We start from the raw sequence: 24,828 nt of genomic DNA, 5'->3' as shown, positions 1-24,828 counted from the left end.
CGATACCCCATCGCTCGGAGTAGGCTGCGACGATCGCCAGTCCGCGTCCGTGCTCCTCGTTCGGACCCGCCGGCAGCGGGGTTGTCCACACGTCGCTCTGGTCGGCCACTTCGCCCCGGACGCTCCGCCCCTGTCGGTGCAGAGAGAGGGTCATCGCGGACTTCGTGCACCACCGCGTTGGTCACGACTTCAGAGACGACCACGGTCAACGATCGGTGGCAAGCGCTGTGGATCAAACGCCCGCCGCAGCCGCTCACGTAACTGGACATGCTGTCTGATCGTGACTTTTGGCCCACGTGTCAACCATCTGTACTGCAATGCCTACTGTCAGACCATCACCATCCGGATATCGCATCTCACCGGCTCAGTCACCGACCAGCAGCAAGGCACGCAACCACGCCGAGGCCCCCATGCAATGCCTGCTTGACGTGCATGGATGTGGTCTTCGGCAGGCGCACAGACGGCGTCATGACCGCTCGCCCGGGGCCGAGCATCGCGTACGGGTCGGCGGGCGCCGCCGGTTTCGGTGCGTTCTTCCTCGTCATGGACCGGCCCAGCGACGGCGGCATTCGCTGGGCACTGCTCACCTCCCGCCTCACGGTGATATGCCTGATCGCGACCATCGTCGTCCTTGCCATCATTCGCGGGGACCGGCTCGCGGTCCGCCACACCGCTTCGCCGAGCGTCGGCCAGCCGATCGGCGGCGTCCAGCGGTCCGGCGGCGGTCGGGTCCAGGCCGGGCACCCGGCCGGCGTCGGCGCGCAGGAGTGCGGGCCGCCGCAGGGCTTTGTTCGGCTAGCACGCCCACCAGGAGCATTCGCCGCCGACGAGTTCGCTTTCCACGATGACGGTGCTCAGGCTGGCGGCGGTGGTCCGGTCGGCGAGGTTCTCGCCGATCGGACCGGCCCCGATCACGACCACGTCATAGGTACGGGTGTCTTCGGTGGTCACTGGTCCTCCATGGTGTGGCCGTGTCTCGGGGATGCCGTTGGTCAGCGGCCGGGCAGCCGTTCGGTGATCTCCTGCAGGAACCAGCGGTTGCCGTCGGGGTCGGCGAACGAGGCGAAGGAGCCGTAGCTGGCACGCTCCGGGTGCAGGCCCATGACGCGGCCGGTCTCACCGGCCTGGTGGAAGGCGCCGGTGGCGTCGTGGAACGGGCCGGTGACGTCGACGCCGCGGCCGGCCAGTTCTTTGTGGGCCTGCTCGATGTCGGACACGATCAGGTGCAGTCCCTGGGCCGTGCCGGGTTCGGCGTCGGTGAGGCCGTCGCCGAAGATGATCGAGCAGGCCGAACCGGGGGGAGTGACCTGAATGATCCGGTAACCGTCGTTGATGGGGAAGTCCGCGTCGAGGCGGAAGCCCAGCTGCCGGGTGTAGAAGTCCTTGGCGCGGTCGGCGTCGGATACGGGCAGGACGACGACTTCGAGCTTCATGTCCATGGTCGTGATCTTTCTTTCGCGTCGTGGGGCTATCGGGTGGCGCGTGCGGCCTTCTCGATGACGCCGGCCACGGTCTTGGGCTGGGAGACGGCGACGGAGTGGGAGGCGCGTACTTCGACGGAGTGCGCGTGGGCGCGCTTGGCCATGTAGCGCTGGACCGCGGCGGGGATGTTGAGGTCCTGGGTCGTGATGACGGCCCAGGTGGGTTTGTCCTTCCAGGCGGCGGCCTCGGTCTTCTCCTCCAGGGCGGTCTGGGCGATGGGCCGCTGGGTGGCGGCCATGAGGGCCGCGGTGCCGGCCGGTACGTCGGCGGCGAACTGGCGATGGAACTTGCCGGACTTGATGTACAGGTCGGTTCCGGCGGTGCCGTCGGGGAGGGTGAAGGGGGTCGGGTCGAGGGCGGCGGGGAGGGTGGAGCCGGGGTACTTGTTCGTCAGCTCCAGGGCGGTCTCGCCGGGGGCGGGAAGGAAGGCGGCGACGTACACGAGGGCTTTGACCTGGGGGTCGTTCGCACCGGCGACGCTGATGACCGAGCCGCCGTAGGAGTGCCCGACGAGGATCTTGGGTCCGGCGACGTGGTCGAGGACGCTGCGGAGTGCGGCCGCGTCGTTGGCCGGTCCACGCAGCGGGTTGGCCGCGGCGATGACGGGGTAGCCGTCCGCGCGCAGCTCTTCGATCACCGCGTTCCAGCTGGAGGCGTCGGCGAAGGCGCCGTGCTCCAGCACGATGGTCGGCTTGGCGGGCTTGTCCGCCGCGAGGACGGGCGTGGCGACGGCGGTGGTCAGGAGACCGATCGCGACCGTCGACAGGGCGCTCCACATGAGCCCCCGGCTGCGTACACCCTTGCTGCTGACCACGAAATTCCCCTTTCAAAGGCTTCCGACAAGGTGGTGAATCTGGCGCCATCACTGTCATCCGGGAAGGACCGCGGCCACATCGGTCACTTGACGGTCAGCCACGGGGAGTCGGCCGGACCGTCGTTCGGCAGCACAACGGCGCTGGTCGGCGGGCAACCTGGCCTTGCGTGGCGGTCGTGTGCGCGCCTCGGCGCGTTAAGTCAATCAACTCTTCAGTCGGTGACGTGAGCACGGGCGGCACCGCCCGGCCGTGGGCCGGAGAGCTGCGCGCATGCCCCCGTATGCGGCCCGCTGACTGCGCCGCAGCGCGTGTGACGTGTGCCCGGAGCGGCTCGCCGGCGCTGACCGTCAACTGACTGATGTGCCGGGTGTCGGCCGTGAACGACAGTGAGACGCACCCCAACAGCTGACGACCTGAACTTCAGCGAGAGGAACGTCATGAAACGTTTTCTGATCATCCTTGCGGCCGGTGTGCCGCTGGCTGCGGCGATGTGCCTGCCGACCAGCGCCGCGGCGGCCGTCGCCACCCCCTTCACCTGCTCGTCCATCTCCGTGAACGCCCCGGCAGGCACCACGGTGGAATCCGTGACGGCGCAGCGCCAGGAGGCGGGCACCGTGAACGTCCCGCCGGTGACGCCGCTGCCCGGCGCCGATATCCCCGGCGTGCCGGCCCACTGCGCGGTCACGGTCACGCTCACTCACCCTGGCGTCGGCGACCACGCCAAGGTGCGGGTCTGGCTGCCTGAGACAGGCTGGACCGGCCGTTTCCAGGCATTGGGCGGCACCGCCTTCGCCGCCGGCGACTACGGCGCGGGCCTGGCCGGCGCGATCAAGAGCGGCTACGCCGCCGCGACCACCGACGCCGGCGTCGGCACCTACCTGGACACCACCTGGGCCCTGACCAGCGCGGGCGAGGTGAACACGGCGTTGCTGAAGAACTTCGCCGACCGCTCACAGCACGAGATGACGGTCGTCGCCAAGCAGGTCATCGCCAAGGTGTACGGCAAGCCCGCCTCCTACTCGTACTGGAACGGCTGCTCGACCGGAGGCCGCCAGGGCTACATGGAGGCCCAGCGCCACCCCGGCGACTACGACGGCATCCTGGCCACCGCTCCGGCGATCAACTGGGACGAGTTCGAGGTCGCGACCCTGTGGCCGCAGGTGGTGATGAATGAGGAGAACACCTTCCCCGCCCCCTGCGAGCTCAACCTGTTCAACCAGGCCGCCGTCAAGGCCTGCGACCCGCTCGACGGCGCCCGCGACGGGCTCATCGGCGACCCCTCCACGTGTGACTTCGACCCGCGCCGGCTCATCGGCAAGACGGTCGAGTGCGAGGGCAAGCAGGAGACCATCACCGCGGCCGACGCGGCCGTCGTACGCAAGATCTGGGACGGCCCCCGCACCCCGTCCGGCAGGAAGCTGTGGTCCGGCGTCCCGATCGGAGCCGGCTTCGACCTCGCCGGCACCCAGCCCGGCCCGGACGGCACCCGGGTGGGCGCGCCGTTCCCGGTCCCGGCCGCCTGGGTCGCGACGTGGCTGAAGCGGCAGCCCTCCTACGACCTCTCGACGATCACCTACGCCGAGTTCGCCAAGCTGTTCGAGCAGTCCCAGGCCGAGTACGACACGATCATCGGCACCGACGACCCCGACCTGTCGGCGTTCCGCAGGTCCGGCGGCAAGCTCCTCACCTGGCACGGCCAGGCCGACCAGCTCATCCCCACCCAGGGCACCGTGAACTACCGCGAGCGGGTGGAGTTGGCCATGGGCGGCTCGCATCGCGTCGATGACTTCTACCGGCTGTTCCTCGCGCCGGGTGTCGACCATTGCGGCAACGCCACCAGCACCGGCCCCGTGCCCACCGATGCCCTGGGCGCCCTGACGGCCTGGGTCGAGCAGGACAAGGCCCCGCGGACGCTGAGCGCCGCCATCAAGGACGCCTCCGGCAAGACGGTCACGCGGAACCTGTGCCTGTACCCGTCCGTCTCCCGCTACACCGGCTACGGCGACCCGGCCGACGCCGGCAGCTACTACTGCGCCCCCGTCCCACGCTGACAACCATCCACTCGCCTGGAGAGGCCACCCATCATGAACACGAATACTCGGTCATCGGGAGCGTCCTCCCTGCTGAAGCTGTACCTGGGCCGTGGAGTCCTGGCCGTGGCGTGGGCCGCGGCGTTCGCCTTCGCGCACGACCCCATTGACGCCCTCACGATCACCTTGCTGGTCGTCTATCCGCTGATCGACGCGGTGTCGTCGCTGATCGACCTGCGTGCGTCCCCGGACGGATCAGAGGGTCGCCTGACGCTGTTCAACGGGCTGCTCAGCGCCCTGGCCGCTCTCGGCGTCGGCCTGGCGGGAGCGGGCGGGGTGCCGGCGGTGCTGCACGTGTTCGGTGCCTGGGCCGTCGTATCCGGTGCGGCGCAGGTGCTGGTGGGGGTCTTGCGGCGCGGTTCGGAGCTGGGCAAGCAGTGGCCGATGCTGATCGCGGGCGGTCTGTCGTTCCTCGTGGGCATCTTCTACAACATCCAGGCGCTCGGGGACGACGCCTCGCTCGACGTGCTGTCCGTCTATGCCACTGGCGGCGGTGTGTTCTTCATCATCCAGGCCGGGCTGCTGGCATGGCGTGCCCGCCGGCCGCGGACGCAGACCGTCTGACGGCACTCTGGGCTCGATTCGAGCAGGCCGAAGGCCCTCACTGCGGCGCAGCGCAGTGAGGGCCTTTTCGGCTGGATGTACGGCTCCCTCGTGTTCGGCAGGGAGGGCTTCGTGCATCTTTGCGGACCAGCGTCTGGACGACTCAGCGGGTCGCGGAGGGCGCGCCACGTGAAGCCGAGGCGCGGCTGCAACACGGCCACAAACGCACCGACAGCCTGTCGGATCGCATCCGGCAGGCTATCGGTGAATCGCAGGTGGTGGGGCTGGCCGTCGCGTTCGTCAGAGGTGGTCCACGTCGACGACGGCCTGGGCGAAGGCCGTGGGCGCTTCCTGCGGCAGGTTGTGGCCGATGCCCTCCAGGGTGCGGTGTTCGTAGGGGCCGGTGAACATGTTGCGGTACGACGAGCCGTCGCCCGGCGGCGCCGTGAAGGGGTCGCGCTCGGCGTCCAGGGTGATGGTCGGCACCTTAATGGCCGGCCGTGTGGCGAGCCGCTTCTCCAGACCGTCGTAACGGCGCTCCCCGTCGGCCAGGCTCAGCCGCCACCGGTAGTTGTGGATCACGATGGCGGCGTAGTCGGGGTTGTCGAAGGCCGCGGCCGTGCGGTCGAAGGTGGCGTCGTCGAAGTCCCACGTCGGGGAGACGGTGTCCCAGACGAGCCGGGTCAGGTCGTGGCGCTTGTCCTTGTTCTCCATGGCCTTCCGGCCCCGCTCGGTGGCGAAGTAGTACTGGTACCACCAGGAGTATTCCGCCTTCGGCGGCAGCGGCTCGAGGTTGGCCTCGAGGTTCGTGATGAGGTAGCCGCTCACCGACACCAGAGCCTTGCACCGTTGCGGCCACAGGGCCGCGATGATGTCGGCGGTCCTCGACCCCCAGTCGAAGCCGGCGAGCACGGCCTTGTCGATCTTGAGGGCGTCCATCAGGGCGATGATGTCGAGCGCGATCGCCGACTGCTGGGCGTTGCGGAACGTCTTCGAGGACAGGAACCGCGTCGTGCCGTGACCGCGCAGGTAGGGAACGATCACCCGGTAACCCTGCGCCGCCAGCAGCGGAGCGACGTCGACGAAGCTGTGGATGTCGTACGGCCAGCCGTGCAGGCAGATGACCACGGGCCCGCGGGCCGGGCCGGCCTCGGCGTAACCGATGTCCAGCAGCCCGGCCCTGACCTGCTTCAGCGAGGCGAAGGACGTGTGCGTGCCGGGCGTGACCGCCGGCAACCTCGGGGCCGCCCCGCGCGTGGTGGCGGAGGCGGGCGGGAAGGCCTGCAAGCCCGCCAGCGAGGCGACGGTCGCGCCGGTGGCCAAACCGACGGCCTTGCCGAAGGTGCGCCTGTTGATCATGTGGAGTCCTCCGTGTCGTGTCACAAGGAATGCGGCATTTCTTACTGTTTCGGGCAGGGGGTTCCGACACATCAGTCAGATGACGGTGAGACACGGCGAACGGCAGCCGCGTCGGCCAGACGAGACCCTCACCCGGAGCAGGCCGCCACGGCAGACCACGTCGGGACCAGCGACGCAAGGCGGACAAGAACATTAGGTCATTCGACTGTTCCCGACCAGGCGCATCCAGACGATCCTTGATCAGACCTGGTCCTGAGCCCCTCCGGAGGATCCGTGAACCCCACACCCGTCGTCTTCATCCATGGCGCGTGGCTCCACGCGTCGTCGTGGGAGTCATGGAACGAGCGCTTCTCCAGTTTCGGGTTCGCCGTCTGCGCGCCGGGCTGGCCGGGAGAACCCGCCACGGTGGGCGAGGCCCGCCGGCGTCCCGAGACGCTCCACGAGCTGGGGCTCGACGCGCTCACGGATCACTACGCGCGCATCGTCCGTTCCTTCGAAACCCCGCCCGTGATCGTCGGCCACTCGGTGGGCGGGCTCATCGCGCAGCACCTCCTCGGCACGAACGCCGGCCGTGCCGCGGTCGCCATCGCCCCCGCCCCGGTCGATCACGCGACCGCCCCGGCGCCCGGGGAGTCGTGGCCGGTGTCGATGGACGCCGGGAGGTTCCGGCGGCTGTTCGCCAACGCGGTCACCGAGCAGGAGTCGGCCGAGCTGTTCGAGCGCCACGTCGTCCCCGGGTCACGCCGGCTGCTGGCCGAGCTGGGACACGGCGGCGCCGTACGGCACCCGCGGGCGGTCGTGGACCACGGCAACACCGGCCGCGGCCCGCTGCTGCTGATCTCGGGGCAGGAGGACCGGCTGGTGCCCGACCACGTCACCCGGACCGTATATAAGTTGTACGGCGACTCGACGGCCACCAGCAGCTTCAAACAGTTCCCGGACCGGGCCCATTCGCTGGTCGTCGACAGCGGCTGGCGGGCGGTCGCCGACTACGTGCTGGTCTGGCTCGCCGAGCGAGGGGTGCGCGCCGACCCGTCGAAGTGGTGAAGAGAGTTCAGACGTCGCTGCCGTCGCCGGCCTTGCCCAGAGCGTCGCGCAGCGCGGCACGCGAGGTGATGCCCAGTTTCGGGAAGACTCGGTAGAGATGGGAGCTGACGGTGCGCGGGGACAGGTGCATGCGTTCGCCGATCTCCTTGTTCGTCAGCCCGCTTGCGGCCAGCTCGGCGATGCGGCGTTCCTGCCAGGTCAGCGCGGTCAGGTATGACAGCGAGGCGCGGGCGGGCGTCCCTGAGGCGCGCAGCTCGGCCTGGGCGCGTTCGGCCCAGCTCTTGGCGCCGAGCCGTTCGAAGGACTCGGTGGCACGGACCAGGACAGGCCGTGCGGCCTTGGGCCCCTGGGTGTGCCTGAGCCGGACGCCGTGGGCCAGGCGGATGCGCGCCAGCTCGAACGGGAAGCCGGCTCCGGCCGGGTGGGCCTCGGCCCGGGCGTACATGTCCTCGGCCTCCTTCTCGTCGGCGGCCGTCATCGCCAGGGCGCCGTACGTGATGAGAGCCAGCCGGGGGGAGACGCCGGGCAGGCCGGCGTCGGAGGCGGCCTGGGCGTGCCGGCGGGCCTGCTCCAGACGCCCGGTGTGCACGGCGGCCTCGACCAGGTCGAGCAGCGTGCGTGAGGCCTGGTGGGCATAGCGTTCGAACGATCCGGGCGGCGTGATGCCGATGGCGTACAGGTAGGCGGCTTCGTAGTCACCCTCGCTCAGCGCCGCCGCCGTGCCGATGGCGTCGGCGATCTGGGTCAGGAATCCCACGCCGCGCGGGCGGGCCCAGGCGTCCAGGACGGCCTGCGACTCCCTGGCCCGTTCGACCTGGCCGCGCATGGCGGCAAGAAGCCCCAGGTAAGCGCGGGTGTGGTGGGTGAACAGCGCGTTTCCGTGGGACGTGGTCAGCTCCAGCGCGCGTTGTCCCGTACGTTCGGCGTCGTCCCACTCGCCGGCGGCCAGCTGGTCGAGCATGATCAGGTGCAGCATGGTCATGCCGGTGGCCACGGCGCCGGTCTTCACCTCACGGTCGACGGCCCGCTGCAGGTAGGGGCGGTACTGGCTCAGCGTGTCCACATGGTAGGCGGCGACGGCCAGGCGCGAGACGTCCCACGGTTCCAGCTCCGAGACACCGGCGAAGGCTCGCTCGACGCGCTCGTGCGCGCCCGCGCCGTGACGGACGACGTCGCTCCACGCGTCGCGGTAGATCGCCGAGCGTGTGTCGACTCGGTCCCCCAGAGAGTCCATGAGCTGCTCGGTGCGGTCCCAAAGCGCGGCGTCGCCGGCGTACTGGCTGATGGCCAGCAGCACGTTCACCAGCCGAGTAAGTACTTCGGCGGGCTCGTGCGTGTTGTCTTTTCGCAGGGTCTCGATCGCCGCAGCGACGTGGCGATGCGCGGAGCGTACATCGCCGTCTTCGTACAGGGCTACGTAGGCGGAGGTGACGACCGTGGCGGGGGACTCGCTCGCCCCCGGCGGCAGGTCCGAGCGGACGAGTTTCTGCGCCTGGTCCAGGAGCGCGGCATGTCCGGCGATGAATGCTGCGTCGCCGAGCCGCCTGGAGCGGTCGGCGGGGGTCTCGCTCAGCTCCGCCGCGCGGGTCAGCCAGGCCACGGCGGCGATCGCGCCGCCGCGCCGGGTCGCCGAGTCGGCCGCGGCCTCCAGCGCGGCTGCCACCTCCTCGTCGGGATCCACGACCGAGGCCGCCAGGTGGCGGGCCCGCCGCTCGACGTCGTGGCGATGCACCCCCGCGAGCTCGGCGTGTGCCGCGCGCCGCTGGTTGGGGGTCGCCAGCTGCACGACGGTGGTGCGGATCAGCGGGTGCCGGAAGACGAGGTCGCCGGTGGCGGGGTCGGTGTCCAGGAGGCCCGCCGCGACCGCTTCGTCGGCCTCGCGCATGCGGTAGCGGGCGCCGGGAGCGTTGTTGCCGCCCGGTCCCGCCCCGACGCCGTCGAGGGCGCCGCGGAGCAGTTCTTCGCGTACGGGACCGGGCAGGCGTTCGATGCGGATGCCGTAGACATGCTGCAGACGGCGCGACAGCGGGATGTTGCCGAAGCCCAGGAGTTCCTCGCCCGTGTGGCCAGTGTGGCCGCCGTTCACGTAGGCGGGCAGCTCCAGAAGCGCCAAGGGGTTGCCCATGGCGTGCTCCATGACGATGCGCCGGGTCTGCGTGTCGAGCTGCGGATGGCGCAGGTCCAGCAGTTGCTCGGCGGCCTTCTCCGGCAGGGCCGCCACGGGGAGCTCTGGAAGCGCGGCCGTGTCGAACCGCGAGCCGACGTCGGACCGTACGGCGATGAGCATTTTCACGGAGCTGCCGGTGAGCCGGCGCCCCACGAACCCGCACACCTCGGCGCTGGAGGCGTCCATCCACTGACCGTCGTCGAGCAACAGCAGCAGTGGTTTCTCCGACGCCGACAGAGACAGCAGGTCGAGGACGGCGATGCCGAGGGTCATGACCGACGGCGCCTTGCCCTCGCGCAGCCCGAAGACGACGTCGAAGAGGGCACGGTGTCCTTCGTCGAGCCCGGCCGAGCGGGGCAGCAGCGAGTACAGCAGCTGGTGCAGGCCGGCGAAGGGCAGCTCCGCCTCCGCCTCGACGCCGGCGGCGCGGATCACCCGGTGGCTCTCCGAGGCCGCGAGGCCGGCCACATGGTCGAGGAGAGTGCTCTTGCCGACCCCGGTCTCGCCTCTGAGGATGAGAGCGTGCCCCCCGGTGTCCGTCATGAACGCGGACAGTTCCCCTTGGACGTCATCCCGGCCCACCATTGTCGAGACGAGCGACTCCACGCTTCCCTCACTCCTTCAGGTATGGCCGACAGGCCCGAGCCCTTGGCCGCGAAGCGCTGTAGACGAACGGTTGACGACGCGTATACACGCCATGGCAGGGCCGCTCAGGAGTGGCCACGGGCACTTCCCGCCACGAAGGCCGTCACGGCACGGGCGAAGGCGTCCGGTTCCTCCACGTGACCGAGATGGCCGCTGTTCTCCAGCAGGACCAGCTCGGCGCGGGGAATCCCGTCGGCCAGCTCCCCTGCCCAGTGCGGACCGCAGATGACGTCGTGGCGGCCGGCGATGACCAGCGCCGGTACGTCGAACGAGCCGAGCATCGCCCGGTCGTCGATGGCATCCGGGACGAGTTGGTCGTCCAGGCCGGAGATGTAGGTGCCTGTCACCGAAAACAGCGGCGCGTACTCTTCCTGATGGTCCCAGTAGTCGGCGAGGTAGGCGGGCAGCAGCCCGCGGGCGGCCCGGGTGACCGCCTCGTCGTCCGCGAGCCCGCCCAGCGACTCCCACGCGTCGAGGACGTCCCGCAGCCCTGGCCTGCCCGCGTTGCGCCGCGCGAACGCCTCCATGTTGCGTGCCGACTCGGCGAAGTGCTCGGGGCCGGTCACCGGCGCGCTGTCGTACAGGACGACGCCGGCGAGCCGGTCGGGGCGCGTCAAGGCGTAGTGCTGCGCGACGAAGCCGCCGTGTGAGTGGCCGAGCAGGTGGACGCGGGCGACGCCGAGGTGCCGGATCAGCCCGTCCAGGGCCTGCGCGTAGCGTTCGCGCGTGTAGCCGTGCGGATGCGCCGGCAGCCGACCGGAGGCGCCCGTCCCGATCGGCTCGACGTACACCATGGTCAGGTGCTCCTCAGCCGCCGGCATCCGCAGGTACTCCCACGACAGCCCCGGGCCGCCCGGGTGGGCCAGGCAGACGGGCCCGGTCCCGGCGACGTGGTAGCGCTGGGCGACGCGCCCGAGGTTGACAGTGTGTGTGCCCGGCGACAGCGGGGTCTGGGTCGTGACGGCGGTGTTCATGTGTCTCCCTTGCGTACGGTGTTATGGGTTGTTCTGCTGCGCCAGTCCGCCGCAGGTGAAGCCCGCCTCACGCTCGGGATCGAGCTCGATCTGACCGAGGTTGGTGGTCTCCAAGTGGCTTGTCGTCCTCAGCGCTTATCGCGCCCTCGACGAGCCCCAGGATGAGCAGGAAGCCCAGGCCGACCCCGGTCATGCCGCCGACGATCACCTTCGTCCCGGCGAACCCAACCGGCTTGCGACGCAACAGCCGAAACGGAATCAGGAAGGCCAGCACGCCGAGCCCCACGGCGACAATCACCATGAAGAACAGATCCGGCTCTCCGAAAAGGCGAAGAATGCCCCAGTACGTCGCCCCACACCACAGCGCCGCCAGCGCCGCGGCGAGCCAAGGCCGCTCCCTGATACTCCGTACGAGCCGGCTCACCGCACCCCGGCACGTCCTGTCGACCAGCCAGCCCAGGCCGACGACGACGCCGAGCAGCGGGAGGGCGACCAACAGGAGCGGAACCAGGGTGCTCGTCATACGGCCGAGCAGCACCGCCTGATCGACGCCCACCTGCTGCGGGTTGACACCGAAGACGGCATACATCTGCTCGATGCCGATGTAGAGGAGCGCGTAGAGCGCCACCGCGATCGGCACGACGATGGATCCGATGCGTTCGAGCAGTTCCAGGACACCGCCACCGTCCTCCCGTGTCACGGGGGTGGGGACATCCGGAATTGCCGGTGTCCCCGGCGGTTCGAGAGATATCGGGTGACTCGACATGGCGCATGACCATAGGAGCCGCCTGCATGCGAAACGTTGACGACGCGTATACGCGGCGGTGTGGGCAGCCGGGGCCGCTGCATGCACGGCGTGCGACGTCCGTCAGGCGCTGCGTTCGGATGCCCAGTTCCGTACGGCGGGGGCGTACCCGGCCGGCTTGTCCCCGACTTTGACGCCCGGACTGACCAGCCAGCTCTGATAGTCCGGCGTGAACATCTGGTAGACCGACAGGGGCGGCACGGAGCTGGCCTCGTCGAGCTCGGCGCGCAGCTCGGCCGGCAGTTCGAAGTCGAGGGCCGCCATGTTGGCGTCGAGCTGGTCCGCGTTGCTCGCTCCGACGATCGCCGAGGCGACACCGGGCCGGGTGGCGACCCAGTTGAGCGCGACCTGGGCCATCGTCACGCCGAGCTTGTCGGCGACGCTCTCGACCGCCGCCAGCAGCCGCCAGTCCCGCTCCGTCCACGAGCGCCCGGGGGAGCCCGCGCCGCTGAGCCGGCCGTCTCCGGCCAAGCCCTGGTCGGCACTCCGGTACTTGCCGGTGAGGAAGCCACTGCCGAGCGGGCTCCATGCGGTGATCCCGAGTCCCAGGCTCTGTGCCATGGCGACGTGCTCCAGCTCGATCGTCCGGTCGATGAGGGAGTAGGGCAGTTGCAGGCTGACCGCCGGTACGAGGGAGTGGGCCTCGGCAAGGGTCTGGGCCCGCGCCGCGTACCAGCTGGGCACGTCGGACAGGCCCGCGTAGCGGATCTTTCCGGCCCTGGTGAGGTCGTCGAAGGTCCGCATGACCTCCTCGACGGGGGTGATCCGGTCCCAGGTGTGCAGCAGGAACAGGTCGATGTAGTCGGTGCGCAGGCGGCGCAGTGACGTCTCGACCGCTCTGATCATGTGCTTGCGGCCGTTGCCCCCCGCGTTCGGATCACCGGGCGCGACGCTGTTGGTGAACTTGGTGGTGAGCACCACCCTGTCGCGCACCTTGGCTTCCGCGATGAGGTTGCCGAGGATGGTCTCGCTCTCGCCGGCGGTGTAGAAATCCGCGGTGTCGATGAAGTTCCCGCCCGCTTCGAGATAGCTGCGGAAGATCGGGCGGGCCTCCTCCTCGGTCTTGCCGTACGCGGCATGGAAACCGCCGGTGCCGAAATTCATCGTGCCCAGTGCCAGCCGGCTGACGCGCAGCCCGGAACGTCCGAGCAGGTAGTAGTGGTCCAAGGACATGAGGGTGCCACTCCGTTCGCAAGCAGATTCGAGGATGTCGCGATGGACACTCGTCAGCTTGCGCAACTAAAAATGGACTGTCAAGTCCAAAAAGCCTGGTTGACGGGGGAATGAGCCCTCCGTCAAGGCGACGCGAGCTTGCTGGCGCGCAGGTGGGCGATGCCCATGTCCAGGGCGGCTTCCAGATGATCGGTCTCGCCGGTGGACATCTGGATCAGTACGCCGCCCTGGATGCCGGCGAGCAGGGCGGCCGCCGCGCGGTCGGGGTCGAGGCCCGGGTCGATCTCGCCGGCGTCCTGCATGTGCCGCACGCCGGTGGCGATCTCGGCCTGCCAGCGGTGCATCAGCTCGGTGACCACGGCCTGTGCGCCGGGCGTGCGGCTGCCCAGCTGTGACGTGACGGAGTTGAGCGGGCACAGGCGGCCCTGCCTGCGGTAGCGGTCGACGACCTTGTCCCGCCACGACTGCCAGGCGGGCCAGGAGGTGAGGTCGCCGAGCTGGGGCCTCTGGTCCTCCAGCACCCGGTCGGCCTCGAAGCGGGCCACGGCCAGCAGCAGCTCCTCCCGGCCGTCCGGGAAGTAGTGGAAGAGCTGGCTTTTGCTCGTCGCCGTCCTGGCCAGCACGTCGTCGAGTGTCATGTCGGCCACGCCGTGCTCGCGGATGTGCGCCGCCGCGCCCTCGAGAATGCGCTGCCGCGTCGCGGCCCCCTTGCGGGTCAGAGTGCGCATGACCGCCCTCCTGACTGGACTTGCTAGTCCATACTAGCTGCAGTGCACATCCAGCGGGGCGATCATCGGCGAGCGGCGATCAGAAGCAGCCGCACCCTGACTGAAAGGTCACGCCAGTAGGTCCGCCAGCCCAGAACTCGGCCACGGCTGGGGGGAGAGACAGCCGGGGGCCCCGAGGGTAGGAGTGCCGCACCATGCCGCTTTTCGGACGGGAAGCCGAGCTGAAGGCCCTGGCCAAGCTCATTGACGACCCCGGAGACGGCAGCGGCGTTCTCATTCGGGGGGAGGCCGGCATCGGGAAGTCCGCGCTCGTGGCGGAGGCCGTCTCCGCGGCGTCGGTCGCAGGCCTGCGCGTGCTGACGACGACCGGTGTGGAGGCCGAGCAGAACCTCGCTTACGCCGGGTTGCACCAACTGCTGTACCCGATCCAAGCAGGCGTGGGTGCGCTGCCGGCCCCGCAGTGTGACGCCCTGCGTAGCGCGTTGGGCCTCGCCGAAGCGGCCGAGCCCAGCGCCTACCTTGTCGGCCTGGCCACGCTGACCCTGCTGGCCGAGGCGGCCGCCGTCCGGCCGCTGCTGGTCGTCGCCGAGGACGTGCACTGGCTCGATCGCGCCAGCGCCGACGTCCTCGCCTTCATGGCGCGCCGGATCGAGTCCGAGCCCATCGTCATGGTCGCGACGCTCAGGGAAGGCGAGCGCTGGCACATGCAGGACGCCGGGCTGTCCCCGATGTCCGTTGCCCGGCTCTCCGACGAGGTCGCCGCCGAGCTCCTGGACTCGATCGCCCCCGACCTCACCCCAGCGGTGCGGGCGCGGCTGCTGGAGGTGGCCGCCGGGAACCCGCTGGCGCTGACCGAGCTGCCGGCGGTCATCGGAGACCACAGCGGCCCAGGCCCGCTGCTGTCGCTGAACGATCGCCTGGGCGGGCTGGGGCCGGTGTTGCCGCTGAGCGAGCGTCTTGAACGCGCGTTCACAGCCCGGGTAGCCGCCCTGCCGGCTCCGGCCCGCACCGCCCTGCTGGTCGCGGCGCTCAACCAGAGCGATTCGGTTTCCGATACGCTCGCGGCCACGGGCCTGATCCTGGGGTCGACGGCCGAGCCGGAGATCCTCGCACCGGCCTCCGACGTCCGGTTGATCGAGCTCGCCATCGGCACGGTGACGTTCCGACATCCCCTGATGCGGTCGGCCATCGCGGCGGCTTCGACGCTCGCCGAACGCCGGCAGGCCCACCTGGCTCTCGCCGAGACGCTGCACGAACAGCCGGACCGGCGGGCCTGGCACCGGGCCGCGGCGACGGCGGGAGCCGACGAGGGCGTGGCGGCGGAGCTGGACTGCGCGGCGGACCGGGCCCGGCACCGGGGCGGGGTCGCCGCCGCGATCGCGGCGCTGGAACAGGCGGCCCGGCTGAGTGAGGGGCAGGACCGGAAGGCGCGCAGGTTGTTGAGAGCGGCCGAGCTCGCGGTCGAATCCGGCAGCCGCGCCACGGCCGAGCGTCTGGTGCACGACGCACACGTCCTCGAACTCTCGCCGCGCCGGCGCGCCACTGCCGCCTGGCTGCTCAGCGGCTTCGAGGACGGGGTACGCGAGGACGTCTCCCGCGTGTCAGAGCTGGCCGAGCTGGCCTTGTCGGTGGCCGCCGACGGGGAGGTGGAGCCGGCCGTACGGATCCTGTGGGGCGCCGCTATGCGCTGCTTCTGGTCCGAACCGGGTCCGGCCGCGCGCCGCTCGCTGCTGAGCGTGGCCGACCGGCTGCCCGTTCCTGCTGACGACCCGCGCATGGTCGCGGTCGCCGCGTACGTCGCGCCGTTCGAGCGGGGCGGCATCGCGCTCGACCTGCTGCGCGAACTGGCCGGCGCGGCAGGTGCCGCCCCCGAGATCGATCGCTACCTGGGCAGCGCGGCACTGCAGGTCGGGGCGTTCGACCTGGCTGCCCGCTTCTCCGCGGCGGCCGCGCCCGGCCTGCGTGCTCAGGGTCGGCTCGGGTTGCTTCCCCGGGTGCTGGCCGTTCAGGCGTGGAGCCGGGCCCGGCTCGGTGACCTGGCCACGGCCGTCCCGATCGCGGCAGAGGCCGCCAAGCTCGCCCAGGAAACCGTGCAGCCATTCATGTACGGGCTGGCCACAGCCGTCCAGGCCGAGATCGCCGCGCTGAGGGGCGACCACGGGCAGGCCAGAACACTCGCTGACGAGGCCGAACGGGTCGCGCTCCCCGCCGGAGCCCGGCCCGTCCTGGCAACGGTCCAGCTCACGCGCGGGCTCGCGGCCTTGAGCGAGGAACGTTTCGACGACGCGTTCGCCGCCCTGAGCAGGATTCTCGATCCCGCGGACCCCGCCTATCAGCTGGCCCTCCGCGCATACTGCCTCGCGGAGCTCACCGAGGCCGCCGTGCGTGCCGGGCGGACCGACACCATGCGGGACATCCTGCACGGCCTGGAGCCGCTGGCCGCATTGACGCCGTCACCGGCACTGCACATCGGGCTGCGCTACGCGCGCGCCGGGCTGGCCCCAAACGAGGAGGCGGAAAAGCTGTTCACGGCCGCGCTGCGGGCAGACCTGACCGGATGGCCCGCTGAACGCGGACGCCTCCATCTGGCGTTCGGCGAATGGTTGCGGCGGCAGCGCCGGGCCGCGGAATCTCGGTCGCACCTGCGCACGGCCAGGGAGACCTTCGACGCGCTCGGTATGGCCGCATGGGGCGAGCGCGCACGACGGGAGCTGCGCGGCGCGGGGGAGTCGAGCCCGAACCGGGACCCGGACGCGCGGGAAAAGCTCACCCCGCACGAGCTGAACATCGCGCAGCTGGTCGCCGAGGGGCTGACGAACCGGGAGATCGGACAACGGCTGTACCTTTCTCACCGGACCGTCAGCACCCATCTGCACCGGATCTTCCCCAAGCTCGGGGTGAGCTCCCGGGCCGATCTCGCGCGGATGCTCAAGACCCTTGGGGAAAGGTCTTCTTCCCGATAGGGGCTTTCTGCCGCTGCCTACGGCGTCCTTGGCGGACAGGTGCGGCCCATGGAGTGGCTCAGACGAGTGAGGCGTCGGCCGCCGTCCTGATCCGGATGTACAGCCTCCGCAGGCCAGGACCGGGCTCCAGTCCCAGGTCATCGTCCAGCAACCGGGCGATCCGGTGATAGGCCGACAGAGCCTCCGCGCGGCGGCCGTCGCGGTCGAGGGCCCACATCAGCAACTCCCACAACCGCTCGCGATAAGGCTCCGCCGCCGTCGCGAGTATCAGCTCGGCGATCGCCTCGCCACAGTCGCCCTGCGCGATGTCGAGTGCCCAGCACTCCTCCATGGCTGACGCGCGCAGCTGCTCCAGCCAGGCGCGGCGGCCCTCGAAGAAGGCTCCGCTCAGCCCCTCGAAGGCCGGTCCGCGCCATAGTGCCAGGGCGCCGCGCAGCAGCCGGGAGGCCTTTGCGACCTCCCCCCGCTCGCGGGCCTCCCGCGCGGCGGCCGTAGTCTGCCGGAACACCGTCACGTCGACCGCCCCGGGGTCCACAACCAGCTGGTAGCCGCCGCCCGCCGACCTGATCTCCGCCTCGGTGCCCAGCCCGCCGGCACCGACGGCGATCAGCACCCGGCGCAGACGGGAGACGTAGGTACGGGTGCTCACGACGGCGCTGCGCGGCGCCTCGCGGCCCCACAACGCGCTCACGATCTCGTCGAGCGTGATTTGACGCCCCTCGCTCAGGAGCAGCAAGGCCAGCACTCCCCGCTGTTGCGGAGACCCGACCTCCAGATCTTCCCCACCGCTCCAGACCCTGATCGGACCCAACAACCCAAAGCTCACCCCGGCCATCGAGGTTCCCCCACACTCTCGCGTAGTGCCGCGACCTGTCACCGATGCCCCGAAGCAGTGCCCGGGCGTCTCTGACCGACCCTACTGACGCTGCGTCGGGACTGTTGAGACGTTGTCCGGCTCAGCGGTGGTTTGTACGTTTTCCAGCACGTCCGTTCCGGGACGCGGCCATGCCGGCCCCGGAATGACGTACACGCACAGCGTCACGTGACGCTCGCGAAGGCGGTCCGGGCGAAACTACCTTCTTGGGATGTCCTACCGCAGGCCCGTACGACGGGTCGGCCGCCGTGCACTCTCGCAAGGAAAGCACCCCTGATCGTGATCGGACAGCCGTACGTCGTCTCGGCTCCCTGCAGGTTCACCGTTCTAGGACCGCCCGGTCTCCATTGCGGTGAGACGCGGCTGGATCTCGGCGCACCGCAACAACAGGCCGTCCTGATGTTGCTACTGGCCAACAGCGGCAGCTTCGTGCGGATCGGTGAGCTGGTCGACGGCCTGTGGGGCGAGCGGGCACCGTCCACCGGGGAAGCCGTCATACGGACCTACATCTCCCGTATCCGGCGGCTGCTGTCCGAGCACGGACTGGGCTCGGCGATCATCTCTCAGTCCGGGGGCTACATGCTGGACCCGTCGCTGTTCGCGCTGGACGCCACCGAGTTCGCCGATCTGCTCGAAACCGCCGGGCAGGAGCATGCGAGCGGGCAGATCTCGGTGGCCGCGAATCGTTTGGTGCAGGCGCTCGGCCTCTGGACAGGCACGGCGCTGGCAGGGGTCCCGGGCGAGGCCGCCGAACGTGAGCGGTTCCGGCTGGAACGACTGAAGCTGATCGCCACCCAGGAGTTGCTACAGCTCCGCCTGGAACTGGGCGAGCACACCGAGGTGGTGGCCGAGGTCCCGCTCCTCATCGAGCAGAACCGACTCGAAGAGCCGTTGTACGAGATCTATCTCCTCGCCCTGTACCGCAGCGGCAGGCGGGCAGAGGCGCTCGAGATCTACCGGACGGTCTATGACCTGCTGGGCAAGGAACTGGGCGTCAGCCCGGGACCGCGGCTACGGGCGATGCACGACAAGATCCTCCGGGCCGACGCAGACCACGACGACGAGTTCGCTCCCGCCCCATGGGCCGAGCGGCCCGCCGCACGCTCCCCACAGGAGTCCGAGTTGCCAGTGGGCACGAAGCCGGAGCGGGCTTCCGATGGGCAGTTCGTCGGCAGGGGCACGGAACGCGCCGCCTTCCAGGGCCTGCTGAGAAGGAGCCGTGGTGAACGTCTGGGTCTTCTCTTCGTCCGCGGACCCGCCGGCATCGGCAAGTCCACGCTGCTGTGTGAACTCGCCGGCGACGCGACCGCCGCGGGCCGGCAGGTATGGCACCTCCACGGCTCGGCGACCGCGGAAGCGCGCGAACGCCTCGAGCGATTCGCGGACGAGCTCTCCGGCGTCTCCGGCCCGGTTCTCCTCATCGACTCCTTCGAGGAGCTGGGACACCTCGAACCGTGGCTGCGCGATGAGTACCTCCGCAAGCTGCCCGGCAACGCGATCATCGTGGTGGCGGGCCGGACCGGGCCGAGCGCCGCCTGGCTCACTGATCCGGTCTGGTCCGGGACGATCGTGATCCGGCACCTCGAAGCCCTCACCGTCCGGGAGTCCACCGCGCTGGTCGAAGCCCGCGGCGTAGACCCCGGCCTCCGGAGGTCCATCGTGGACTTTGCCGCAGGCCACCCCTTTGCCCTGTCGCTCGCCGCGGAGGTCGGCAGGAGCATGTCGGCCACGGGACAGCCGTCGCGCCGTGATGCCGTACGGTACGTGGCCGACAACGTGCTCGCGCTCCTGGCCGGTAGCGTGCCGACGGATGCGCACCGATGGGCGCTGTACGTGTGCGCGCATGCCCGCCACACCACCGAGGATCTCCTCAGGGCGGTGGTGCCGGGCGGTCAGGCAGCGGAACTGTTCGACTGGCTCCGAGCGCAACCGTGTGTCGAAACCGCCGCCCACGGCCTCGATGTCAACGGTGTGCTGCGCGAAGTCCTCGACTATCACCTGCGGTGGCGGGACCCCGTCGGCTATGAGCGGATGCACCGGCGGATTCGCCATTACGTCATGGGCGAGTTGCTGCGCGACGCCCGCGACCCGCACGCGTGCGTGGCGGTCATGCGGACCATCGGTCATCTGCGCCGGCGCGGCGGGGTCGTGTGCCGGTACGTCTCGAAGGTGGGCGAGGAAGATGCGCGGGCGTCTGGGGCGACCCCCGCCGACCACGATGAACTCGTCACCATGGCGCGCGAGAGCCACGGCGAGTTCACGGCCGCGTCCGTCCGGTTCTGGCTGAACCGTCAGCCGGGGGCGTTCTCCCTGCTCCGGTGCCGCAAGAGCAACCGCCTGCGTGCTTTCATGAGCCGGTTGACCCTGCGGACGCCGGAGAAGGAAGAACTGGAGGGCGACCCTGTCGTGGGGGAGATCTGGCACGACGTAAGTCGGCGCATGGCTGTGCCCCCCAGGGCGCACATCGCGATCACGCGGCATCTGATCTGCCCAGGCTTCGAAGCCGAGCCGTCTCCCATCACGGACGTGTTCCAGGCATGGACGATGCGCGGCTGGCTGCACGAACCGGGGTTGGCGGCCTCGTACCTGGTCGTGGCGGACGGACAGTTGTGGCGGCCGTTGATGGATTATCTGGGCCAGGACGAGTTGGAGCGCGTGCGCGCGGACCGTCCGTACGCCATCTTCGGCCACGACTGGCTGGCCGACCCCCCAGAGCAATGGCGAGACCACCATCTGGAGGAGGAACTGTGGGCGGAACGGGACCTGAACCTGTTCGTCCGCCAGGACGTGTCCGGCGCGGACGACTGACGCCGCGGGGCAGGCGGCAGGCACGCGCTGATCCATGCGCTGCTAAGGTAAAAGACGCTTGAGAGGTAGGAGACCAGACATGGCAGGTGACGACGACATCTCCGGGTGATACCGGAGGTTGACCGGCCCGGGCAGGCGCACATGACCGCCGCCGACGTGGCCTCGGTCGTCGTTCCCCGAATCCCTGTCCTTTCGCCGGGCGGCTTCGGCGCGCCCGTGTTCTCCTACGAGGTCTTCTCGCATGTCTGATGCGTTCATCGTCTGCTCCCATCTGTCCTTTTCCTGGCCCGACGACACCCCGGTCTTCCACGACCTGTCCTTCAGCGTGGGCGGCGGCCGTACCGGGCTCGTCGCCCCGAACGGGGCGGGCAAGAGCACGCTGCTCAAGCTGATCGCCGGTGAGCATCGCCCCGCCGGCGGGAGTGTCACCGTCGAGGGCGTGCTCGGCTACCTGCCGCAGAGCTTGCCCCTCACCGGCGACCTGACCGTGGCCGAGGTCCTCGGCATCGCCCCCGTGATCGCCGCGCTGGACGCCATCGAGTCGGGCGACGCGAGCGAGGAGCACTTCACCACCATCGGCAACGACTGGGACGTCGAGGAGCGCACCCGTGCCCAGCTCGACCGGCTCGGGCTCGGCGACCTCGCGTTCGGCCGCACGCTGGGCACGCTGAGCGGCGGCCAGGTCGTCTCGCTCGGCCTGGCCGCGCAGCTCCTCAAGCGACCCGACGTGCTGCTGCTCGACGAGCCGACGAACAACCTCGACCTCGGCGCCCGCCGCCGGCTCCACGACGTGCTCGGCGACTGGAGCGGCTGCCTGCTCCTGGTCAGCCACGACCGGGCCCTGCTCGACCGCATGGACCGCATCGCCGAGCTCGACCGCGGCGAGCTCCGCTTCTACGGCGGCGGCTTCACCACGTACGAGGAAGCCGTGCGTACCGAGCAGGAGGCCGCCGAACGTGACGTGCGCAGCGCCGAGCAGGAGCTCAAGCGCGAGAAGCGGGAGATGCAGCAGGCGCGCGAGCGCGCCGAACGCCGGGCCGGCAACGCCGCCCGCAATCTCAAGAACGCCGGGCTGCCACGGATCTTCGCCGGGAACATGAAGCGCGGCGCGCAGGAGTCGGCCGGGCGGGCGGGTCAGGTGCACGCAGCCCGCGTCAGCGACGCCAAGGCCAGGCTGGACGAGGCCGGGCGGGCGCTGCGCGACGACCAGAGGATCGCGCTGGAGCTGCCGGGGACCAACGTGCCCGCCGGGCGTACCGTCTTCCACGGCGAACGCCTGCAAGCGCGCGGCCTGTTCGCCGCGCCGGGTATCGACCTGACCGTCCGCGGGCCCGAGCGCATCGCGCTGACCGGCCCCAACGGCGCGGGCAAGTCGACCTTGCTGCGCCTGATCAGCGGCGACCTGGAGCCGGACGGTGGTACGACCGGCCGGGCCGACGGCCGGGTCGCCTACCTGTCGCAGCGGCTCGACCTGCTCGACGTCGAGCGCACCGTGGCCGAGAACCTGGCCGCGTTCGCTCCTGGCATGCCGGCCGCGGACCGGATGAACCTGCTGGCCCGCTTCCTGTTCCGCGGGCCGCGGGCGCACCTGCCGGTGGGCGTGCTGTCCGGCGGCGAACGCCTGCGCGCCACGCTGGCCTGCGTGTTGTGCGCGGAGCCGGCGCCGCAGCTCCTGCTGCTCGACGAGCCGACCAACAACCTCGACCTGGTCAGCGTGGGGCAGCTGGAGAGCGCGCTCGGGGCGTACGAGGGGGCGTTCGTGGTGGTCAGCCACGACGAGCGGTTCCTTGCGGAGATCAAGGTGGAGCGCTGGCTGGAGCTGTCCGAAGGGCGGCTGCTGGAGACCGGAGGGCCCGCCGGTGAGTGACGTGCTGCTCGCCCGCGATCTCGTACGGACGCTGGGCGCGCGGCGCGTGCTCGACGGCGTCTCGCTCACCGCCGCACCCGGCCACCGGATCGGGCTGATCGGCGAGAACGGTGCGGGCAAGTCCACCCTGCTGCGGCTGCTGGCCGGAGCGGACAAGATCATCTTCGACCGGCTCGGCCTGGGCGGCGTGCCGCGCGGGCGCGTGCTCGCGTCGTTGTCAGGCGGGCAGCGCGGGCGGCTCGCCCTGGCGGCGCTGCTGATCAGACGGCCCGCCGCGCTGCTGCTGGACGAGCCCACCAACCACCTGGACGATACCGCCGCGGTGTTCGTGGAGGAGCAACTCCGCGGCATGACGGGGGTGGTGGTCGTGGCGAGCCACGACCGGGCGTTCCTGGACGCGGTCTGCACGAACCTGGTCGATCTCGACCCGGCGGTGGACGGGCCCGTCCGGTACGGGGGCGGGTACGGCGCGTACCTGGCCGAGAAGCGCGCCGAGCGGGAGCGCTGGGAGCGGCGCCACGCCGAAGAGCAGGAGGAGCTCGGCGAGCTGCGCCGCGCCGTCGCGGTGACGGCGCGGCTGGTGGCATTCGACGGGTTGCGACGCGACAACGAGAAGATGGGGTACGGGCACCGCGGAGGACGCGTGCAGCACCAGATCTCGCGGCGGGTGCGCAACGCCGCCCGCCGGCTCGCCGAGCTGGAACGCGAGCAGCTCCCCGCCCCGCCACCCCCGCTCCGCTTCCGTCCCCCCACCCTGGTCACCGTCACCGATCTCGCAGAGGCTCTCCACGCCACCGCCACCTCCGATGCCGCGGAGGGCGTCGCCGCCGGCTCCCGCGATCCCCACGACGAGACCTTGCTGTCGCTGCGGGACGTGCGGGTTCCGGGACGGCTTTCGATCGACCGGCTCGACGTGGCGCCGGGGGAGCGGCTGCTGGTCACCGGGCCGAACGGAGCGGGTAAATCCACGCTCCTGGCGGTGCTGGCCGGACGGCTGGGCGCGGAGGGAGAGGTGCGGCGACGGTGCGGGCTGACCGTCGGACTGCTGGCTCAGGACACCGTGTTCAAGCGGCCGGACCGCACGGTGCGGGAGACGTACGAGCGGGCGCTCGGCCCGGAGCGCGCCGAGTCCGTGCCGCTGCTCTCGCTCGGCCTGATCAGCCCGCGTGACGTGGATCTGCGAGTGGGGGAGCTGTCGGTCGGCCAGCGCCGTCGGCTCGCTGGTCTTGGTCACCGGTCGGCCTTCGGGCACGTAGCAGTGGTGAAAGGCCAGCTTGCCGGTCTTGAGGTGGCGGCGGACCAGCAGATGATGACGTGGCGAAACGGTGGCGATCCACGCCCAGGCATACCGTCGCTCGCCTTTGGAGCCCTTGCCGGCGGAGCGGACCTCCCAATGCCGTTCGCCCTTCTTGCCCTTGGTCAGCTGCCTGACCGCCTCCGCGCAGGTCGGCTCCACCCCGGTGGCCAGCGTGAAGTTGGAAGATGCCCGCAGCACGTACGCCTGCGCACACAAGTCGATGGCCAGCTGGCCCTTGGTGCGGAACTCCAGATCCAGCGGCAGACCCATGACCAGGCACGTCACCGGATCGGCGATGTGCTCGCGCGGGATCCACTGCCGCGCACCGGCCAGCGCGTGCCCGATCCCGTCCCGGACATAGGACACGTGCACCGTGTTGATGCCGTTGGCGACTCGGCCCGCGCACCCCATGTACTGGCGTTTCACCCCAGCCGTGGCCTCGCCCTGCTTCTGCTGCCCGGTCTCGTCGACCGCCGCGATCACCAGGCCGATCCTTCGGCTGATCGACCTGCTGCACGCGGCTGGCGTTGCCGGGATCGTCCGGCCGTCCTGCCCTCGCTGCCACAGAGTCGTACGCATCGACAAGCCGCTCGACGGACAGCGGGTCTGCCGCACCTGCATCGCCCACTCCCGCATCGAGGAGTGCGCACGCTGCGGAGCCCGACGCGAGCCCGCCACGCGCGACGATGCGGGCCGGCCGCTATGTCCGAACTGCCTGATCACCGACCCGGCGAACCTGGAACCCTGCATCAACTGCGGGCGACGACGGGCCGTGGGCACCCGCACACCAGATGGCCCGCTCTGCCCAAGCTGTCCTGTCCTCCCCACGATGACATGCAGCATCTGCAGCCAGGAGAAGCCGTGCGGGACTTCCCGCGTCACGGGTCGACCGTCGTGCCCCTCCTGCCAGCACCGCTCGGCACCCTGCTCCACCTGCGGACGCGTCGCGACGATCGTCTCTGGCACCCTCGCCCGGCCCCTCTGCGCTGACTGCACCGCCCCGGAGGTCTGGCACACGTGCCAGACCTGCAGCGACCCTGATTATCCGCACCCTGGCCAGTGCGTCCGGTGCCTGATCAACCAGCGCCTCAACGAGCTGCTGGGCCCTCCATCCGACTCCTTCCATCCCGGGCTCGAAGCCCTTCGGCGCAATATCGCCACCGCCGAGCATCCCATCACCGCCTGGCGCTG

16 protein-coding genes and 2 pseudogenes are annotated in these 24,828 nt (G+C 70.4%); 7 read left to right on the top strand and 11 right to left on the bottom strand.

The features are described from left to right. Positions 1-795: 795 nt before the first annotated feature. The 3 genes from ACTWPT_RS45165 to ACTWPT_RS45155 are packed head-to-tail and all read right to left on the bottom strand — an operon-like array spanning position 796 to position 2,296. Positions 796-951 (bottom strand): hypothetical protein, encoded by a 156-nt coding sequence (locus ACTWPT_RS45165; protein WP_443183712.1) that lies wholly within the window; start codon positions 949-951, stop codon positions 796-798. A 41-nt stretch (positions 952-992) separates the two neighbouring features. Then, a complete protein-coding gene (locus tag ACTWPT_RS45160; protein WP_443183711.1) occupies positions 993-1,439 on the bottom strand; it encodes a VOC family protein in 447 nt (148 codons plus the stop codon). 29 nt (positions 1,440-1,468) lie between these two features. Beyond that, positions 1,469-2,296 carry an alpha/beta fold hydrolase gene (locus ACTWPT_RS45155; RefSeq protein WP_443183710.1) on the bottom strand — a complete coding sequence of 276 codons (828 nt, stop codon included), beginning with the start codon at positions 2,294-2,296 and terminating at the stop codon, positions 1,469-1,471. Positions 2,297-2,734: 438 nt separating this feature from the next. Here ACTWPT_RS45155 and ACTWPT_RS45150 point away from each other — a divergent pair, with 438 nt between their 5' ends. Together ACTWPT_RS45150 and ACTWPT_RS45145 are read left to right on the top strand one after the other, a co-directional pair. Further along, on the top strand, positions 2,735-4,348 hold the full coding sequence (locus tag ACTWPT_RS45150; protein ID WP_443183709.1) for a tannase/feruloyl esterase family alpha/beta hydrolase: 1,614 nt from the start codon (positions 2,735-2,737) through the stop codon (positions 4,346-4,348). Positions 4,349-4,381: 33 nt separating this feature from the next. Then, entirely contained in the window at positions 4,382-4,951 is a 570-nt protein-coding gene (locus ACTWPT_RS45145; RefSeq protein WP_443183708.1) for a DUF308 domain-containing protein, read from the top strand. 279 nt (positions 4,952-5,230) lie between these two features. Here the strand turns inward: ACTWPT_RS45145 and ACTWPT_RS45140 are convergent, their stop codons facing one another. Next, a complete protein-coding gene (locus tag ACTWPT_RS45140) occupies positions 5,231-6,289 on the bottom strand; it encodes an alpha/beta fold hydrolase (protein WP_443183707.1) in 1,059 nt (352 codons plus the stop codon). A gap of 273 nt (positions 6,290-6,562) precedes the next feature. On the opposite strand from ACTWPT_RS45140, the gene ACTWPT_RS45135 reads away from it, so the two are divergent. After that, on the top strand, positions 6,563-7,336 hold the full coding sequence (locus ACTWPT_RS45135; protein ID WP_443183706.1) for an alpha/beta hydrolase: 774 nt from the start codon (positions 6,563-6,565) through the stop codon (positions 7,334-7,336). 7 nt (positions 7,337-7,343) lie between these two features. On the opposite strand, the gene ACTWPT_RS45130 is transcribed toward ACTWPT_RS45135, so the two are convergent. The 5 genes from ACTWPT_RS45130 to ACTWPT_RS45110 all read right to left on the bottom strand — a co-directional run bounded on the left by ACTWPT_RS45130 (position 7,344) and on the right by ACTWPT_RS45110 (position 13,828). Then, entirely contained in the window at positions 7,344-10,109 is a 2,766-nt protein-coding gene (locus ACTWPT_RS45130) for a LuxR C-terminal-related transcriptional regulator (RefSeq protein ID WP_443183705.1), read from the bottom strand. 104 nt (positions 10,110-10,213) lie between these two features. Continuing rightward, the gene (locus ACTWPT_RS45125; protein ID WP_443183704.1) at positions 10,214-11,122 is read right to left on the bottom strand and encodes an alpha/beta fold hydrolase; all 909 of its coding nucleotides are present in this window, start codon (positions 11,120-11,122) and stop codon (positions 10,214-10,216) included. Positions 11,123-11,189: 67 nt separating this feature from the next. After that, a complete protein-coding gene (locus ACTWPT_RS45120; protein WP_443183703.1) occupies positions 11,190-11,822 on the bottom strand; it encodes a hypothetical protein in 633 nt (210 codons plus the stop codon). Between the two features lie 168 nt (positions 11,823-11,990). After that, entirely contained in the window at positions 11,991-13,100 is a 1,110-nt protein-coding gene (locus ACTWPT_RS45115) for an aldo/keto reductase (RefSeq protein WP_443183702.1), read from the bottom strand. A gap of 122 nt (positions 13,101-13,222) precedes the next feature. Continuing rightward, on the bottom strand, positions 13,223-13,828 hold the full coding sequence (locus ACTWPT_RS45110; protein ID WP_443183701.1) for a TetR/AcrR family transcriptional regulator: 606 nt from the start codon (positions 13,826-13,828) through the stop codon (positions 13,223-13,225). Between the two features lie 194 nt (positions 13,829-14,022). Between ACTWPT_RS45110 and ACTWPT_RS45105 the strand changes: the two genes are divergently transcribed. Then, on the top strand, positions 14,023-16,791 hold the full coding sequence (locus tag ACTWPT_RS45105; protein ID WP_443183700.1) for an ATP-binding protein: 2,769 nt from the start codon (positions 14,023-14,025) through the stop codon (positions 16,789-16,791). A gap of 58 nt (positions 16,792-16,849) precedes the next feature. Here ACTWPT_RS45105 and ACTWPT_RS45100 read toward each other — a convergent pair whose 3' ends face one another. Beyond that, on the bottom strand, positions 16,850-17,527 hold the full coding sequence (locus ACTWPT_RS45100) for an AfsR/SARP family transcriptional regulator (protein ID WP_443183699.1): 678 nt from the start codon (positions 17,525-17,527) through the stop codon (positions 16,850-16,852). Positions 17,528-17,944: 417 nt separating this feature from the next. Between ACTWPT_RS45100 and ACTWPT_RS45095 the strand changes: the two genes are divergently transcribed. The 3 genes and pseudogenes from ACTWPT_RS45095 to ACTWPT_RS45085 form a co-directional block, all read left to right on the top strand. Next, positions 17,945-20,473, top strand: coding sequence for a BTAD domain-containing putative transcriptional regulator (locus ACTWPT_RS45095; RefSeq protein WP_443183698.1), 2,529 nt, complete (start codon positions 17,945-17,947; stop codon positions 20,471-20,473). 241 nt (positions 20,474-20,714) lie between these two features. Further along, on the top strand, positions 20,715-22,340 hold the full coding sequence (locus ACTWPT_RS45090; RefSeq protein WP_443183697.1) for an ABC-F family ATP-binding cassette domain-containing protein: 1,626 nt from the start codon (positions 20,715-20,717) through the stop codon (positions 22,338-22,340). Continuing rightward, positions 22,333-23,550: pseudogene (locus tag ACTWPT_RS45085) on the top strand (ATP-binding cassette domain-containing protein); the annotation flags it as partial. The gene ACTWPT_RS45090 and the pseudogene ACTWPT_RS45085, both read left to right, overlap by 8 nt. A 12-nt stretch (positions 23,551-23,562) precedes the next feature. Here the strand turns inward: ACTWPT_RS45085 and ACTWPT_RS45080 are convergent. Beyond that, positions 23,563-24,135: pseudogene (locus ACTWPT_RS45080) on the bottom strand (transposase); the annotation flags it as partial. Between the last annotated feature and the right edge of the window lie 693 nt (positions 24,136-24,828).

Origin of the sequence: Nonomuraea sp. 3N208 (assembly GCF_052245935.1) — a bacterium.
In the GTDB taxonomy this organism is placed as follows: domain Bacteria; phylum Actinomycetota; class Actinomycetes; order Streptosporangiales; family Streptosporangiaceae; genus Nonomuraea.
This window is presented reverse-complemented; position numbering and strand designations above follow the sequence as displayed.

Excerpts from the sequence above, each read along its gene's own strand:
- ACTWPT_RS45160 (WP_443183711.1), bottom strand. The coding sequence starts at position 1,439 with ATGGACATGAAGCTCGAAGTCGTCGTCCTGCCCGTATCCGACGCCGAC.
- ACTWPT_RS45150 (WP_443183709.1), top strand. The coding sequence starts at position 2,735 with ATGAAACGTTTTCTGATCATCCTTGCGGCCGGTGTGCCGCTGGCTGCG.
- ACTWPT_RS45145 (WP_443183708.1), top strand. The coding sequence starts at position 4,382 with ATGAACACGAATACTCGGTCATCGGGAGCGTCCTCCCTGCTGAAGCTG.
- ACTWPT_RS45140 (WP_443183707.1), bottom strand. The coding sequence starts at position 6,289 with ATGATCAACAGGCGCACCTTCGGCAAGGCCGTCGGTTTGGCCACCGGC.
- ACTWPT_RS45125 (WP_443183704.1), bottom strand. The coding sequence starts at position 11,122 with ATGAACACCGCCGTCACGACCCAGACCCCGCTGTCGCCGGGCACACAC.
- ACTWPT_RS45115 (WP_443183702.1), bottom strand. The coding sequence starts at position 13,100 with ATGTCCTTGGACCACTACTACCTGCTCGGACGTTCCGGGCTGCGCGTC.
- ACTWPT_RS45110 (WP_443183701.1), bottom strand. The coding sequence starts at position 13,828 with ATGCGCACTCTGACCCGCAAGGGGGCCGCGACGCGGCAGCGCATTCTC.
- ACTWPT_RS45105 (WP_443183700.1), top strand. The coding sequence starts at position 14,023 with ATGCCGCTTTTCGGACGGGAAGCCGAGCTGAAGGCCCTGGCCAAGCTC.
- ACTWPT_RS45090 (WP_443183697.1), top strand. The coding sequence starts at position 20,715 with ATGTCTGATGCGTTCATCGTCTGCTCCCATCTGTCCTTTTCCTGGCCC.